Origin of the sequence: Enterobacter sp. BIDMC 26 (genome assembly GCF_000534435.1) — a bacterium.
In the GTDB taxonomy this organism is placed as follows: Bacteria; Pseudomonadota; Gammaproteobacteria; order Enterobacterales; family Enterobacteriaceae; genus Enterobacter; species Enterobacter ludwigii.
This window is the reverse complement of sequence record NZ_KI973183.1, coordinates 23947-39551: the sequence shown is the minus strand read 5'-3', so window position 1 is coordinate 39551 and position 15605 is coordinate 23947. Positions and strand designations below refer to the sequence as shown.

At 42.9% G+C, this 15605-nt stretch carries 15 protein-coding genes; all 15 read right to left on the bottom strand.

Annotation, left to right across the window (positions count from 1 at the left end):
- Positions 1-1067, bottom strand: a 1067-nt coding sequence (gene pilV / locus L462_RS00100; protein ID WP_032679835.1) for a shufflon system plasmid conjugative transfer pilus tip adhesin PilV, incomplete at its 3' end; no start/stop codon positions are given.
- Positions 1064-2017, bottom strand: a complete 954-nt coding sequence (locus tag L462_RS00105; RefSeq protein ID WP_032679813.1) for an ATPase, T2SS/T4P/T4SS family — start codon at positions 2015-2017, stop codon at positions 1064-1066. The genes L462_RS00105 and pilV, both read right to left, overlap by 4 nt.
- Positions 2018-2065: 48 nt before the next feature.
- Positions 2066-2575, bottom strand: coding sequence for a type 4 pilus major pilin (locus tag L462_RS00110; RefSeq protein WP_032679812.1), 510 nt, complete (start codon positions 2573-2575; stop codon positions 2066-2068).
- Between the two features lie 141 nt (positions 2576-2716).
- Positions 2717-3781 carry a type II secretion system F family protein gene (locus L462_RS00115; RefSeq protein ID WP_032679811.1) on the bottom strand — a complete coding sequence of 355 codons (1065 nt, stop codon included), beginning with the start codon at positions 3779-3781 and terminating at the stop codon, positions 2717-2719.
- The gene (locus tag L462_RS00120) at positions 3774-5318 is read right to left on the bottom strand and encodes a GspE/PulE family protein (protein WP_032679810.1); all 1545 of its coding nucleotides are present in this window, start codon (positions 5316-5318) and stop codon (positions 3774-3776) included. Before L462_RS00120 ends, L462_RS00115 begins: the two co-directional genes overlap by 8 nt.
- Before the next feature lie 9 nt (positions 5319-5327).
- On the bottom strand, positions 5328-5759 hold the full coding sequence (gene pilP, locus L462_RS0123965; protein ID WP_032679809.1) for a type IV pilus biogenesis protein PilP: 432 nt from the start codon (positions 5757-5759) through the stop codon (positions 5328-5330).
- Positions 5734-7116, bottom strand: coding sequence for a type 4b pilus protein PilO2 (gene pilO2 / locus L462_RS00125; RefSeq protein WP_032679808.1), 1383 nt, complete (start codon positions 7114-7116; stop codon positions 5734-5736). The genes pilP and pilO2 overlap by 26 nt, the downstream gene beginning before the upstream one ends.
- Positions 7106-8797, bottom strand: a complete 1692-nt coding sequence (locus L462_RS00130) for a PilN family type IVB pilus formation outer membrane protein (protein ID WP_032679807.1) — start codon at positions 8795-8797, stop codon at positions 7106-7108. Before L462_RS00130 ends, pilO2 begins: the two co-directional genes overlap by 11 nt.
- 4 nt (positions 8798-8801) lie before the next feature.
- Positions 8802-9776 (bottom strand): toxin co-regulated pilus biosynthesis Q family protein, encoded by a 975-nt coding sequence (locus L462_RS0123960; RefSeq protein ID WP_255358233.1) that lies wholly within the window; start codon positions 9774-9776, stop codon positions 8802-8804.
- A 1-nt stretch (position 9777) separates the two neighbouring features.
- A complete protein-coding gene (locus L462_RS00135; protein WP_050595792.1) occupies positions 9778-11292 on the bottom strand; it encodes a type IV secretory system conjugative DNA transfer family protein in 1515 nt (504 codons plus the stop codon).
- A 19-nt stretch (positions 11293-11311) separates the two neighbouring features.
- Complete coding sequence (locus L462_RS00140) at positions 11312-11665, bottom strand: hypothetical protein (protein ID WP_032679806.1); 354 nt, start codon at positions 11663-11665, stop codon at positions 11312-11314.
- A gap of 6 nt (positions 11666-11671) precedes the next feature.
- A complete protein-coding gene (virB11, locus tag L462_RS00145) occupies positions 11672-12679 on the bottom strand; it encodes a P-type DNA transfer ATPase VirB11 (protein WP_032679805.1) in 1008 nt (335 codons plus the stop codon).
- Positions 12680-12697: 18 nt separating this feature from the next.
- The gene (locus L462_RS00150; RefSeq protein ID WP_050595791.1) at positions 12698-13918 is read right to left on the bottom strand and encodes a TrbI/VirB10 family protein; all 1221 of its coding nucleotides are present in this window, start codon (positions 13916-13918) and stop codon (positions 12698-12700) included.
- Complete coding sequence (locus tag L462_RS00155) at positions 13905-14702, bottom strand: TrbG/VirB9 family P-type conjugative transfer protein (protein WP_032679804.1); 798 nt, start codon at positions 14700-14702, stop codon at positions 13905-13907. Before L462_RS00155 ends, L462_RS00150 begins: the two co-directional genes overlap by 14 nt.
- A 2-nt stretch (positions 14703-14704) precedes the next feature.
- Positions 14705-15481, bottom strand: coding sequence for a VirB8 family type IV secretion system protein (locus L462_RS00160; protein WP_032679803.1), 777 nt, complete (start codon positions 15479-15481; stop codon positions 14705-14707).
- Positions 15482-15605 lie beyond the last annotated feature (124 nt).

Below are 15605 nucleotides of genomic sequence, written 5' to 3'. Positions count from 1 at the left end.
ACACCGGATTGACAAGAAAGTATGCCTCCAGATGCATCGCGGCCTATAAGCCCATTGGGTGAGCAAGATGCTCCCGCTGTCGCCACGCCATTAACCTGCACAAATTCGTTAGCGGTCATGCGACCATTCGACTGAATTGTCCCAGCTTGAACCTGACCGCCTGTATAGATCGACTTGTTGTTATAAGCCCGAATCCAGGTACTGTCGGTCATATTGAACCCGCCGCCCCACTTCTCGTTATACCAGCCTGTATCGCCGGTAGTGCGGAACCAACCTCCTGTGTAGGTTTCTCCCGCTGTACGGGTCGTCTGGGCGTTAACATTGGTTGCAGTAACGTTAGTAGAATTGACGTTTGTAGCGGTAACTGTCGTTGCATTCGCATTTGTGGCGTTCAAAGTCGTTGTTGTCGTTGTTGCCGCATTAGTAATGTTGTTTCCCCCCATATTCAACGCCGTACTCATCGTGTTGAGTTCTGGGTGGCCGGGAACAGCCTTACGGTAGAGATAATCGCTGATGTTAATCCCGTTCTCGTAAAATCCAGCGATCACTACGCTTCCTTCACCTGGGTTATAACCACCGAATGAAGAGAGGTTCATAGTCCAACTGCCCAACGCTCCCTGCGCAACGCCATTATCAATAATGCCGCCATCTGCCCCGATTCCGATAGCGATCTTGCGAGCCAGGCTTTTTGAGATTTTTACCCCTCCATTCAAAAAAGTCATTGAATTGAGTTTATTTGCTGTTGGTTCAAATACACGAGTTTGATATGTAGCTGAAAAACCATTCTGAGATGAAAATCCAGCTGGCAGATAACCACTACTAATAAGTTGAGGAACACCGAATATAAACGGTGTTGTTGCTGTCGCTGTTGCTGCGATTGTGTCGTGGTTATCTTTGATATAAGTATTTACTGCCTGCTGTACACGCTTGGCCTGAGTAGCTGCAACAGTAGCTCTATACTGGTCTACAAACCAATTGCTCATTGGAATAATGATAAATGTTAAAAACATAAGGAAGATGCCAATTGCCCATACTGCATCACTTATTTGTGCAACACCTTTTTTCATGAGGTAGCTCCTTTAAATGTATAAACCATACCACTAAATTCATCTGCCAGTGCATTGTAATTACCCTGGATTATTTTTGATTTGATTGAGTTGGATTGGTTGCAATGGACAAGGTTATATCCGCTAATGTCAATATTTCGACCTGTGATTTCGCCATTCCTGATAACAGAACTCATTTTCTGGTGCGCAATTATAAAAAGTGTATTTGCGATGTTTTGTTTTGCATTTGGATTGACTTCTTCACAGAACATAACGTATCTGTCGATAGCATCAAAAACCGATGAGGCATGAATAGTAGAGACGACAAACATCGTTAGAGAGGCTTTAAGTACCTCATGCGCAGTATGGCTGTCTCGGATCTCCCCCAGAAGCAAGCATGAAGCTCCTGTTCGCCATGCTTTTTTCGTAGCTGAGGCGTATGTTTCATACTGACCAACTTCCATCTGCATACATCGCCCATGCCCATGACGGCCATTAAGAAGTGTTTCAATAGGATCTTCAATCGAGACTCCCAAACCTCCAGTTGTTTCGATACGGCGTTTGAGGACAGATGCAGCCGTGGTTGTTTTACCACAACCCATTTCACCGGCTATGAGGCACAATCCTGTTGCACCTTTCAGTTCAATGGAACGGCGCAAATCGGTAGAGAACGATATTTCGCTGAAATCGACAATATGCTCAGGTGTTTGTCGTATAACAAAGCTAACACCATCAAAAACGCTACTCAAAACTGTAATTCTGTAAATTCGATTATCGTATCTCAATGAAAATTCTGTCTTACCCGATTCTTTGTGTATTTTCTCACATTCATTTTTTAGGTTTTGTGCATCAACACTATAAATATCGGGAAGGTCAGAAAGAAATGAAGTTGCACCCTTTAGCCCTTTAATCTCGGCATAATCACGGCCTAAAATTAAATCTATGAAGCTTAAGTTATTTAACGTATCCATTTATCTGCCTGATAAATGCCCCTGTCGGGGCATTAATTTTGAGTCGGTTTAGGATTTAGTAGTAAACGCCACGGTGTTACTATCGGTGGTACAGGCTGACGTTGCCATTACAGCAGTAACTTCACCGGTGAAAGACTGAGAGTTAATTTTGGTTGATGCCATTTCGGAAGTACCCAACTTCTGTGCAAGGTTAATACAATCTTTGTTTGAAAGCATAGTATCAGTCACAGTAAACCCAACCCCCGCGCCTTTAACCGTAATTGTACCGCCTGAACGGTTGCTAATTGTGCTCCCTGAGTAAGCCACACTACTAGGCAGCGCTCCAGCACTAATAAGAGCCTGATTATAGTCAGAAGTACCATACCCACTACTTGCTCGCATGTTTTTAGTTTCGTTGATAAGGTTACTGATAATAGTCACCTCATTCGTTGCATAAAATTTAGAGTAGCCCAAATACGCCAACGCCATAACAGCAGCAATCATTACTAACATAATACCGATAGAAGTTACGGAGTCAGTAATGTTTGCAATCCCACGTTTCATAGTTACAGTTTTCATGTTTTTTCCTTATTTCAATAATAGTGGCAGAATAAAGTATGCAGCAAGAGCAATGATTGCCAGCACACAGAAAAACGATATAACCGGAACAGTAATATCTACAGTTCCCCTTTTGATGTTTGTAATCCTCATTCATTTACCTTAATGGAAAAATGCCTGTTGAATTAAGTCAGACATAATTAAGATTAAAACACCGATAGAACCCGCACAGCCAAAGTATCCTAGTATTCTGAGTAACTCTCCTGTTTTTTCAACTGATGCAACTGTTTTGTCGAGCCATTTACCTGCAAATCTCTTTAAAGACCCTTCTGCATTGGAAGTTTCGAAAAGGCTCTTCATTTTAATAATGGCAGCATCGCCGGGAAACTCGAACCCAATGTTATCCAGCGCTGTACCTAAATTTTCCACACCGGATTCAATTGCACCATGAAGGGCTTCAAGTCTTTCAAGCATCCACGGAGATTCACATGAATCGACCATGTTATTTATGGCTGTTTCCATAGGAATGCCAGCTGAAAGCATTGCATTGACATTCAGGATAAACGTAGCCCCGTTTAAGCGCTTATAAATTGAATATGGAGGTAGCCTGTCAAAGTAAAAGCGTATATCACCTGTCCAGCGGGAAAGTGACTTAAAAGCAGCAAAGCTTATTATCCCAATTACAGCAATTATCACATACCAATATTCTGTAACTATTACATAGAAGTACCACACACATAATTGCAAGGCATTCCACTTTTCCAATGGAACATTTTGTTTGAGTGTAGGGACAAGCAATATACAAAACATGGCGACAACACCAAAAGACAAGGAAAACATATACGTCATAATCATTAATGACGATTTGATAGAACTCAATATTTTCTCTGTACCTTCGGCAATGAACATAGCATTAAGAAATCCGTCTGCGACTCTACCGGCAGTGTCGCAGGATTCAATAATGCTTAGTTCCTGATCCGGAATCCATTCTCGCAACGATTCTGACAATGAAAAACCGGCTTTCAAATTATCACTACATTCTTTCAAAATTTTACCGATAGGGTTTCCGGGGTTTTCTCCTCTGCGAGTGTAGTTGTCAATTAACTTTGCAAACGTATCTTGTGCGCTTAATCCATCGAGAAGGTATTGCCTAAAATCATCATATAGCTCTATTCGATCTGCCGCACTAAACGTCCTTTGATATATATAACGCTCAAAGTTATTCATTAAATTTCTCGTCCCGATCCAGATTGCATATTTTCTTATGCGCTATTACGGGGTCAACTTTCCCCTGATTTATTAACAGAGTGATATTTCCGCAAAGCGTTTCGCCTCCCTTACTTCGCCAATATTTCCATGCAGCGAACTTACCTTCCCGCTCGTAAAGCGACATAAATGTATAATCAGTCTCTATAACTTCAAATACACCAGTACGTCCTTTAATACCTGTACCTTCGCACTGCTCACAGCCTGATTCATTAATGAGGTACGCATTGTGTGAATCAGTATGTTTTTCAATAAGCTCTTGCAACTCTTGTTCAATTTCGCTTTTGTGCGAAGTGTATGGCCGTTTGCAGTTCGGGCAAAGCAATGGTGTAAGCCGCAGCCCTATCAGACAGGTAATCAACGTTGCATCGGTCAGTAAATCCTGATCCACACCAAAACGACGCAAGCGCTGGATGATATCTATCGGATGGCTTGTATGGATGGTAGTTATAACGTTGTGGCCTGTCTGCGCAGCTTCTATTACTCCTGTGGCAGACGTGCTATCCCTGACCTCTCCAATATAAATAAAGTCAGGGTCAAGACGCATCAGGTTTGAGATAGCTTTTCCCCATGCTTTCCCCATCAACTCACGATCGCTTCGGTCGGCTAGAATGAGTGGGGTTTGAACAGCACCACGGATAGGCGATTCAATCGGGTCTTCAACCGTCAGAAGATTTATCCCAGAATCATCCCTCGTTACGCTTTCGGCCATACATTGCGATAACGTTGATTTACCGTGGCCGGTTGGTCCACTGGAGAAGATCGCTCCGGAAGGTTTTGAAAGCGTTCTGCGTATTGCCGAGGCCTGTTTCTGCGTCAATCCCAGATGTTCAAGCTCCAGCTGCTGTTTACGTTTCGAGATCAGACGAACAACCGCCAGTAATGTACCCGAATTGCCTGGACGGCTGGCAAATCGCCCGGTACTGAGTCCAAACTCTGATACAAACTCTTCCTTAATACGAGCATCACTCGCTTCAGTTGAACTCAGTGTGCTAGTGCTTTGTTCAGTACACATCGAGTTAAAAAGGGCATTTACTAGTTGCCGACCGTTTTCGGCAGAGTCTTCAAATTTTTTGATATTCCTTTTGATACCGTCAACTCTGAATGCCACTTGGAAATAAGTAGTATCAATTCGGAAGTGAATATCTGATGCTCTCTGATCAACAGCATGTTTTATAATGCTAATAACTTTATTTTGAGCATCACTTTGCGAATCTGAAGATGTAGATACCGAAATATCAAATGCGCTAGATATTTCGGCAAGCTCTTCCCTTCCCACCCATTTCACGGTTGGTCTTATTGACTTCTTCACCAATTGGTTTTTGAAGTCAAAATATAAAGGATCTTTATCCAACTTATCCATAACTATAAGTTGATAACCATCACCTTCGTTGTTTTTTAAAAGGCGTACATTATCAACTATTTCGCTTGGAATTTTAATACCCGGTAAATGCTTAGCAATATTAACAAGACTATGAGTACGTTCAGAGTAATCCATAGTTCACTCCTAATTTATAATCTGTGTCCGTTGAGTGGCAATGTTTTTTACCTTAACCCCGCCCAGACCAATACTGACCACTTGCCAGCGGCCACCGGGAAGCAATTGCCCAGCTGTGACTGTAGTTGTGTTACCGTCAGGCATACTGATAACTGCATTACGTCCATTAATTTTAACTAATTGCGGAAGTGTATCTCCTGCCGGAACATTACTGACCTGTACGCCGCCATTTGGGAAAACGTTAGTATTTGCTGCCACACCACTTTCTCGGTTTTCAGCTTCAGCCTTAGCTTTATTTAGCGCAGCTTTTGCTTCATAAAGCGTTCGTTGCGCCTGAAGGTTATCTAAATCCCAAGCAGTTCCATTATCTGCACAAGCGCCGAACGAGATAAAAGCAAGAAATAACACTAACTTTTTATGGCTTGAGAATGCGTTTACCATATACTGACCCCGTGATTTTATATGTAACAGAACCTTCATCCTGTCCGAATTCATAGATAACACTGTTAATTCTCATTCCAATAAATTCATCATTTTTAAAAACAAGCTGAGGTGGAACAGTTGTTTGCACATCGAATGTATTCTCCTCCCAATCCTGCAATGGTAAATCCTCACCTTCATCATTTTTTTTGACATCCTTAATTGCGACCTCAGTTAATGATGCGGGTATATTTACCCCCTGAAAGAGCGAAATGATTTTCAGGCGCTGATCACCCATATTTTGAAAAGGATCATCACCATTTGGCGGTAAGTTATGCTCAATAAAAAATACCGCCATAGAAGTTTGTGTGATGTTGAATGCCGGGTCAGTTCCGTATACCTGCCTCACCGCATCGACAAAACTATCAGCAGTTGCCGAGGAATTATCAGGCCTATTGTAGTTAGCGGTCATACCTTCCTGGCTACATTTTATTGTTGCAAGTTGCCATCCCTTAATTGAAAGATTGAGTTTTTTTAACCCTTCATTGCATCCCTGTAAAAACACAGGGATTGATGATGTTGTTATCCACGGATGCTTTAACTTATCAAGAGCGGCCTGATATCTGGCTTTTTTGTTTATATCCTCTTGTTGCCTCATCATTGCCTGAACAGCAGCCCTTTTAATGCGATCCTGTTCATCAAGATGATTCAGAATAAAAAGTACAGCCACGCCCGACATCAGCAGCGCAGCTGTAAAACCGAATAGCTGATTCTTTGTCATACCCCAACGAAGGGGTTTAAGACGAAAATCTTTCCTGATATTTCCGGGTTTCAGTATATTCTCTAAATCCAGAGATTCCGTTACCCAAGTAAATTTATCCAGTTCCCCATAAACCGGAATTTCAGTATTCTGTTGATTGCCTCGCAAATCCTGCTTTAAGTCCAGAACAACTTGTTTAATTTCAGACTCAGGATAAATAACATCAGAAATAGGATGAATAGCACCTTTTTCTGTGCGACCAACGATAGTGTATTCACTTTCACCACTCTCGTTAGTTCCTACCGGAATTACTGCAATACAGCTTCCCTCAAGGAGGGAAGCAAGCGAGACAATTAGTGAATAAGCACCACGCAACTTTTGACGGGATTTAGGCGCAAACCCTGCCTGAATAGCTTCAGCTTTTCGAATAGCTACCACATCCAGATTTCGCGTCTTGCCAATCTTGCGAACTTCCTGCATTACCTTGCGGTGAGCCTTTATTGTCTCCCATTCAAGCCCCACGACAAAGCGATGGTTGTTAATAGTTAGAACGCGTATGCCAGTATCACTGGCTATGTTTTCCGGTTTGGATCGCCTAATCTTAGATTTAGCGTACATAAGGTGTCACCGTAATAACAAAGCTCTGTTTTGTTTTTGCTCCAGACAGTGAACCGCCAAATAAAATATTACTTGGTGATCCAACCCCCTGACGGTTTGAGTTGTCTGTGTTCTGCTCAAAGCCTGACATAATGAGTGTTTGTCCTGGCTTCAGCCATACACGTTGCTGTAATGAGCGAGTATCAATATCAGGCGCTTCAATTTTCTGTGTATCAGACGTAATTGTGCGAATCTGTTTAAGGCTCGATATATCCATAAACATATTCAGCATCAGACGATCTGAATCTTTCAGAATTTTTGGCAGGATTGTAATGTTTGTCCCGGTTGTCACGCTTCCCGGAGTAAGTGACTGTGATGGAACAGTTGCGTCACCGGTAGCATATGCCGTAGTTGTTACATCCTTCAGGTAAGTCGTTTGCTGACCGACAAGCACCGGCGCTGCGGCCATGTTAGTTGTCATTATTGTACTGGTCTTAACGTCCGATACCTTCGCCTGTTTTGAAAGGGCATCAAGCAGGAAGGATGATCCGGCGAACTGTGCTGCCGACCCTGTAGCTGTATCCAATACATTAAAACCACCCGATATGGCATCACTGGCTACGCCACTGTTTGTATTGGCAAGCTTAATGCCGTAGTTCCCATTCAAGGATTTCCAGACAAGGTTCCAGTCTATGCCGACCATATCACTTACATCTGTATTTACAGTGTAAGTAACCACCTTCAAGATCACCTGACGGCTCAGGGTACTGTTCTCATCATCAAGATAGTCACCAACGCGACGTACTACATCAGGGACGTCTGTAATCATCAGCGTGCCAGTGGTCGCGTTAAGACTCAGCCGACCCACACCCGGCGTTAACATGCTTTGTACAGTTTCTTTGAGGTCTTTATAAAGGTTGTTCCCCATTGCTACTGTGGAGGACATCGTTGAACCGCCTGAGCCAGAAACACCGGAGCTGGATGTTCCCCCTCCATTACCGCTGTCTGTACCTGTTGCATTAGACAGGCCGCTTGTAACTGTCCCTGTTAGATCATACTTGGCATCGGCAGGCTGAATATCGAATCGCTTCGTTTCCAGATAGTAAAAAACAACGTTCCCGTCCTCGTATTTCCATGACACCCCCATACGGCCAGCAACTAAATCAAGTAGCCCGCCTAAAGCCCCTGTATAACTCACGTCAGAAACAGTACGCGTTACGCCCGAGTTAGTTGATGTTTGGCTGTTGCTGCCATCTGCACCAAACATCGCCAGAGGTTTCATTTCACCGCTGTTCATTACTGGTGAAGGAACAGCAGATAACCTCTGAGTCTTTGAGCCACTTTCGCCACCCGCGCTTAAATATGCCGCAGCATCTGGAGTAACACGTACCCGGATTCGACACTGCTCGCTCATATCCTGAGCAAACTGGAAAATATCCTGTGGCTTAGCCGTCTTGTAAGTCACCTGGCAACTTACCACTTCACGAGGAGCTTCATATTTAGGCTTAGGTAATGGGGCTGTATTCACATACTGACTATTCTGAAACTGCACTACAGGATAATTATCACCCATTTGCTGAATCAACGATGATGCTTTGATTGCGGTATCTCCCGCGTCTTTACTAACTTCATTCATGCGCTGAACAGCACACCCAGAAAGCAATAAAGCGGTGGCGATTAAAGTTAATGATTTATTTTTCATAGTTTCACTTTCTGTCGCTAATAATAATTAAGCATTGATTTCGATATCCGCTTACATAAAGCGGCGCTTGAGCTTTCCTGTACAAATTAAATAATTGGCTGGTTGCGTCTTCAAAATTTGAGGCACTAAATGAAAGTGGGTAATCAATCGGATAATCTGTATCAGTCTCCCAGCGCACAGACCATTTACCTTTACCTACTGGACAATTTTCTTTTGAAGTCCATGCCATATAACCTGCTTTAAGCGTTGTTCCTTTTTCCATTGTCCACGGTTTAAAAATCGGCGCAGGTTTAGCTAATGGCGGAACCTTGATAACAGGATCATGTTTCCCCTGTTGAGTTGATTTATCCAACATCGCTGGCTTAGTCCCTTCTGTTACTTTCGGGATAAGCGGCGTTTTAAGAAAAGTAGCTGTATTAGCTTTAACAGCTGCTGTTGTACTGGTCGGTTGCACTGGTAGCCCATGAGGAGCTTTCACAGGTACGCTGACCTTCTGAGCATACTGAACAATAACTTCTCCTCGGGAACTGTTCACATCAGCCTTAAGGCCATTAGCAACGAGCATTTTTTGTAAAACATGAGGCCACTGATCGCCGCCACTCCATGAAACAGAGGAACGGAAGTTTTGCGCTACATCTGGTGCAAGCCTTACCGTCATGGAGTCAGGAACTATTGCTTTGAGAGCTTTATAAAGCGGAACATTTTTACCGTCGGACTTAACGAGCATTGGTAATGTGCTCGTTGAAGAAGTTAGCAAAGGCTTAATTTCATTTTTATCACTTACGGCTGAATTTTTTGGATTAGCCATGTCCTCAGCGAAAGGATTTCTAATCTTAACTGGCTGAGGTGTTACCTGTTGAGATTGAGGTACATCAAAACTAATCCAGTCGCCATCTGGTTCAGTTAATTTTGGCGGCGAACTACAAGCTGTAATTGCATTAGCGGCCAGTGCGACTATGAATACCTTTTTATTTATCATTTCAGAGCCTTTTATTTTGTTCCTCATTAATCAATGCGGAAAAATCTTCATTAAAGTCAGCGTTAATCGCCTGCTCTTTTTTCCGCATAGAAACAACAAGACCAGAAAGTTGTGCTGGAGAAGCAAGTGGAATATTTGGCTTTGGCATATTTGCACGAGCAGTAAACACCTCTTCTTCATACCAAAATATTTTCCTGGCTTTAATATTTAACGGCCTGGATTTTCTTGTCCCCTGAACAAATATCAACTCTTCGTCATAAGGCATTTCCTGAATTTCTTGCGGAAGCATCAACGGCCTAGACTGTTTAGACCTGCTTTTAGTCCGGCTACGTTGCTTATGTCCAAAATTATCAGAATGATTGACAACATCGACAGTAGTAGTACCAAGAGATTTACTGTATTCCTCCGCTGATTTTACATCCTGCTTTGGTGGCGCATACACAATTTCTACGTGAAATGCATTCATCATGGCATTGGCTGTTTCAGTACCATACATATTACGTGCGCGGAGTTGGTCTTTATTCTGGAAAATAAAATTAAATCGGAATCCGTATCCGCGAAGCAGTGCGGGACCATTCTCAAATGCTTTTATACGCCCCATCACTTTTGTTTCATCCATAAACATGCCTATCTGATATTTCAGTATAGGCTCTCCATTTTCATCAACGCCTCCATCTTCAGGAAGAACTTTTGAATTAGCTCGCATAAGTTGAGTGAAGAATAAATTCATGAGTGTACCGAACTTTTCTACTGCCCCTTCGGTAACAGAGAAATAAACACTCATTCTTTTTTCGCGCATTTTGGAGAAATCTATATCGTTTCCAGATACTGCCCAGGCAACTTTTTTCTCACCATAAACGCCGAGAATTTCAGAAAGAATATCTGTATAAATCCCCCACGATTTTTCATTCGCTGACATTGCAACGACAATCATCAGCTCACGAATAGTCTCGTCTGAAAGAGGTCTGTTTGCATTCTCACGCGCCTCAATGGTATCTGTAATCCAGCCAGGTAGTTCATCCCCCAAGCTGGTTATTTCATACACTTGTGGAAGCGTTAATGGCAGTTCAGGAGTCTCCATGAGGTACAGGATTATTGCTGAACAGATTTTACCCGCATTGTTATAGAAGGACTGATTTTTTCCATCAGGGTCAACGAACAATGTGGAGGATAAGGATTTAATGTCTCCAAAACGATCAAGTTCATCTGTTGCCAGGAAGCTTAAAGGATTCCAACGATGTGTTTCGAGTAGTTCTGGAGAGAACCGGTAACACTCATGCCCACATGCAGCTCGGAAACCAGAAGTGATATTCCAGTTTTCGAATTTTGGGTCATTGACTGCGACAGAATCGGGAAACGAAAGAAGATTTGGGATAATAAAGCTAACCCCTTTACCGCTCCCCGGTGACGCTGCAAGAAGCACAAAAGTCTGACCATAGCTGGTTAAAAATATATTTTTTGTGGGATGCTTTCCTAAGATAATGCCGGGGTATTTCTTTTGCTTCGCTTTTTTCATAAATCACCCTTCACGAAAATTAATTGTAATCACCTTTATAGTGGAATACTTCCATTTCCTTATTGGTAGCAAACCTTGCATTTCCGTAAAGAGATTTGTTTTTAGGAAGCAAAAATAACCAGATAGTCACAACGGTAATTAAGACGGGAATGAATACAATCCATGCGGCGAGAACACTCCCCCATATAGCACTTGAAAAGTCTGGATGTTTATAAGGCAGATGGACACCATTATATAACGTATCCCATGTCACATTGCCTGCTGGCGCTCCAGCCAAGTAAAGATATAAAGCGCCGCCTGAATAATTACCGATAATGACAGAGAGGATTACAGTGAAAATAAATATCACTGTCCATATTAGATACTTTTTCATTTATCGTTACCTCGCAGCATTAAGCAATCGAAGTTTAGTTTCTGGTTCATAATGAACTTCTAAAATGCGGGTATGCTCCATATAAAGCACAATATCGAAAGATGTACGAACGCGACGCTCTATGTACTCATAATCAAGCCCCATCCCCACAGGAGATTGCTTAATCATTCCGCATACGCGGCCGTAACCTGAAAGAGTGTCATTGGCATGTGCTGTAGTGATCGTTCCCGGATGGCCGGTGTTTAAAAGCTCCATGAAATCCCATGCTTCATCACCGGTTAATTCTGCAAGAAATATATGATCTGGCTTCATTCGTAACGAGCAGGAAACCAATTCTTTCGGGGTGATGATATCGCCATAAATCAAATGCACATGATTTGGATGATAGGGCATCTTCAGCTCGTTCACTGCCTCAATAGTCAACATCCGCCGGTGTACAGGGAACAAATCTACAAGTGATTTCGCGAACGTCGTCTTACCTGAGCCGGTACCACCAAAGATAATGATATTAAGACGGCGTTCTATCGCAAGCATGAAAAAATTGAGCCAATCTTTTTGCGCATGGAAGCGCTTTAGAGAAATCTGCCATTCCTCCAGTTCTGTTCCGCGTCCAGTAAGGGCTAAAGCCTCATTAAACCGACCGCTATCGATATATCCCTGAAGCGTATAACGGTCATTGGAGGGCTTACGGAACGTCATCGACAACGTGCCAGGCTCACATGCTGGAGCCATTACGATCAGTCCACGTTCGTTATCTGGCAACTCAACTGTTTTGATTGGCGATTTGACGGTTAGGCTCTGATTGTTATATGCAGCGAGCGCGTTAGCGAGGCGGCTGCACATAGACAAATCGAGCGTAGGCCTTTCCTCCCTGACCCAGCCATTCTCATTTTCAAGCCATATCTCGCCAGGCCGGTTAATGGCAACATCCCTGACCCCCTCACGATTAAGGCACTCATGCACACCACTTTGTTTAAGAAAGTCACGAGCAAGCGTTGCATTATCAAAACTCATATTTAATTCCCAATATTATTAACGCTGAGGGCGTGTTTTAAACACTGAAGAAAAATCCACATCCTGAGCGACGATCACATTAATAACCGTTCCCGGTAATACATATCCCGTAGGAGGAATGTTAATGCTACTGTCGAGCGCTTTTGTTGCCATACTTTCAGCATTACTTTCACTGTTATCGAATGAATAGGTGGAATTATTATTTTTCGTTGCATTCGCAGCTGAAGCAAAAGCATCCTGAATAAAGGAGAGCATTACAGCACCACCAAAACGTTGACCATAGTGATTATCAACATAGGCATTGGTACCGCTTTCGCCCATAGCACCAGTTCCTAGCGCGTTGAGGCTCGCCCTCACACCTACAGACGTTTCAAGATCCGTCCATGTTGTAAACACACTGGATTGCCCCGGCTTGATTTCGACCTTCTGCTCCCCGTCAAGCTCAGCTCCAGCTTCGGCCAGAATAACGCTGCCATCAGACGAGTACAGCGGCTGCGTCAAAATGCATTTAACAAAGCCCGGATGATCCGTTTTAACGCCCGTATAAAGCGCACAGCGCAGATTAGATTTTCTCTTTAAGAGGAATTTACGATCAGGTGACATGTAAGCGCTTGTTGATGCATAGCTGGTTCCTCTTAAATTAGAAAGATTTCCCCTGCTGTTATCCACTGGAGTTCCCAAACCAGCGCTATCACTGTCTTGATTCAACGCTGCAGCTGCTTCAGGTGCGACGACAGCTGTGTTAGCTGTCTGCTGCTCGCTGCTATCTCCGCTTGAAGAAACTGACTGGCCGCCCCCCGTTTCCTGTACCGTGATTCCGCCGCTAAGTTTACGTAAATAAGCCGCACTCGGCGGTGGTGGCTCTTGCTTACCCGTGGCAGCTACAATGGCGGGAGTCGTCTGTACTGGCTGAGGCGGAGTTTTGGCCTCCTCTTCTTTCTTTCTCCTTAAAATTTCAGCTCTACGTTTTTGAAGCTCATCATCTGAAATGGGTTTTGAATTCAATGCCGCATCTGCTTTCACGTTCGTTTCATCGACGGGATTAGGGTTATTCGCCTGCATAGCCTTGTATGCAAAAAAGAAAATAGAGCTGATAGCAATAAACAGAAAAAGAACACCTCCGCCAATAACCAAAATTATCTTTGTTTTAGGTTTCTTATCTTTTTTGACTCCTAATAAATTGAAATCACCGCGAGGTAAGTTTTTAAACAGATCATCTGACTCATTATTTTCTGTCATTCTTCACCTCTCTTATCTCGCCTGTAGTAGTCCCGTTGTAGTTGTAATACCCGGTATTGTTCACGCGAGTTCTAACAGCAAGAACTAGTTTGTTCAGACGTAATTTATACATGGTGCTGACGCTATGAATTACCAGAATATCGTTAACGGTATGCGAGTTTACCAATGTCTCAGTCCCATCCGGTAAAACTTCATAGACAACAGGGCGAGGCGCATTTGTCGGGAATCGCATACATGTGAAAGTACCATTATCCCAAACTTCCGAAGGAGAGATAGCAAGGTCGCCTTTTTTCTCATAACGTCTGTTCTGATTACCGGAACATGGATTTTGATTCAGGTCACGACCAACAAAAGGACTTTCAACCGGCGCTGGCGGTCTCGGATAATTAAACCTCAAAAGATAGGTTGTTTTTGAAATATCCGTAACTAATTTCAGTTCCAGAACATAGGTTCGCTTATTAGTCTTAATTATAAAGTTGGTATCTGGCTCCTGATCCGTTTTAGGTTTTACTGTCACCGCATCGCCTGACTTATTAGGACCAACTTCCCACGCGCTTGGATCACCCATAGCCATAATACCGTTATCGCGGCGAATGGTTTCGCCATCTTCAAACTGGACAATGGTTGCTCGCCCAACTGAAGCATTAATTCGAAAAACGTTGTCTGGTGAATAGGTGGCTGTTTGGATGCGCCTGTCAAGCTGGGTTCCTCTGCCGGACGTTTCAGCCTGTGCTGAAGAAACGATGGCTGAAATAACAAAGAACGCCAGTAGTTGAATTTTCATTACTAATATCCAACCTCCTGATTCAGCTGGTAAGAACGTACAGCAAACCCGCGAGGATTCATCCACTCTTCCTTTTTAATTTTTGGTGGTTTGTTGTAATCAAAGACAATAGTTGCAAGCCAGGTTGTCGGAGGGATGCTCCCAACAGGCTGCCCCACATTATCCAGAACATTTTTATCAAAGCGAATCTGAATAGATGTTGTTTTTCCATCTACACTTGGCACAGGCTCACTAATATTACGTATACTGACCCTGATTTGCTGTTTATCACCTAAAACCTCAAGATAACCCTTCTTGGATAACTGGAAGTTCTTATACTCAGTAAATACGTCAGCATATGAAGTAAGCTCAACAAATTTTGACCGTAAATCCTGATTGGAGAAATCATAACTTTCTCGGTTCAGGATATATGTCATCGACCAATAAGCATCATCAGTTTTAGCTATACTCTGGTCGGCACCAGTACGTACTATATCGGTATAGCCGGAATTATTATCAACACGGATTACATAGGGAACCACTGTTTTCAGTGGAGTGAGTAATAAAACAGCCGCAACCGACATGAACGCAAGACCACCGAAAAAAATGCAAAGCCGTTTAAACTGTTTTACTTTAGCCTTTTCTTCCTCAGCAATATGCTTTTCAAAAAACTGAGCGGCATATGTATAGCTTCGAACTGCCAGACTAATTTCTTTTGCTTCTTCGGGGGTGAAACTATCCTTGTATTTTTCAATGTTGTAGGACTGTTCAATTACGTCTTTCTTTTTCCTTTTGAACATTTCAATCTCCGGTGTATTTATTAACCTTTATCCATTCGTCTGCATGAATGTTTTTATTGGTTGTTGATACACAACCAGACAAAACAAAAAGAGAAAGGAATAGACAGGTAATATGTTTCATTGT

What these genes read in the sequence shown, in the direction of transcription:
- L462_RS00105 (WP_032679813.1), bottom strand. Translation starts at nt 2,017, where the DNA reads ATGGATACGTTAAATAACTTAAGCTTCATAGATTTAATTTTAGGCCGT.
- L462_RS00130 (WP_032679807.1), bottom strand. Translation starts at nt 8,797, where the DNA reads ATGAAAAATAAATCATTAACTTTAATCGCCACCGCTTTATTGCTTTCT.
- virB11 (WP_032679805.1), bottom strand. Translation starts at nt 12,679, where the DNA reads ATGAGTTTTGATAATGCAACGCTTGCTCGTGACTTTCTTAAACAAAGT.
- pilO2 (WP_032679808.1), bottom strand. Translation starts at nt 7,116, where the DNA reads ATGTACGCTAAATCTAAGATTAGGCGATCCAAACCGGAAAACATAGCC.
- L462_RS00155 (WP_032679804.1), bottom strand. Translation starts at nt 14,702, where the DNA reads ATGAAAATTCAACTACTGGCGTTCTTTGTTATTTCAGCCATCGTTTCT.
- L462_RS00135 (WP_050595792.1), bottom strand. Translation starts at nt 11,292, where the DNA reads ATGAAAAAAGCGAAGCAAAAGAAATACCCCGGCATTATCTTAGGAAAG.
- L462_RS0123960 (WP_255358233.1), bottom strand. Translation starts at nt 9,776, where the DNA reads ATGATAAATAAAAAGGTATTCATAGTCGCACTGGCCGCTAATGCAATT.
- L462_RS00120 (WP_032679810.1), bottom strand. Translation starts at nt 5,318, where the DNA reads ATGGATTACTCTGAACGTACTCATAGTCTTGTTAATATTGCTAAGCAT.
- L462_RS00150 (WP_050595791.1), bottom strand. Translation starts at nt 13,918, where the DNA reads ATGACAGAAAATAATGAGTCAGATGATCTGTTTAAAAACTTACCTCGC.
- L462_RS00115 (WP_032679811.1), bottom strand. Translation starts at nt 3,781, where the DNA reads ATGAATAACTTTGAGCGTTATATATATCAAAGGACGTTTAGTGCGGCA.
- L462_RS00140 (WP_032679806.1), bottom strand. Translation starts at nt 11,665, where the DNA reads ATGAAAAAGTATCTAATATGGACAGTGATATTTATTTTCACTGTAATC.
- pilP (WP_032679809.1), bottom strand. Translation starts at nt 5,759, where the DNA reads ATGGTAAACGCATTCTCAAGCCATAAAAAGTTAGTGTTATTTCTTGCT.
- L462_RS00110 (WP_032679812.1), bottom strand. Translation starts at nt 2,575, where the DNA reads ATGAAAACTGTAACTATGAAACGTGGGATTGCAAACATTACTGACTCC.
- L462_RS00160 (WP_032679803.1), bottom strand. Translation starts at nt 15,481, where the DNA reads ATGTTCAAAAGGAAAAAGAAAGACGTAATTGAACAGTCCTACAACATT.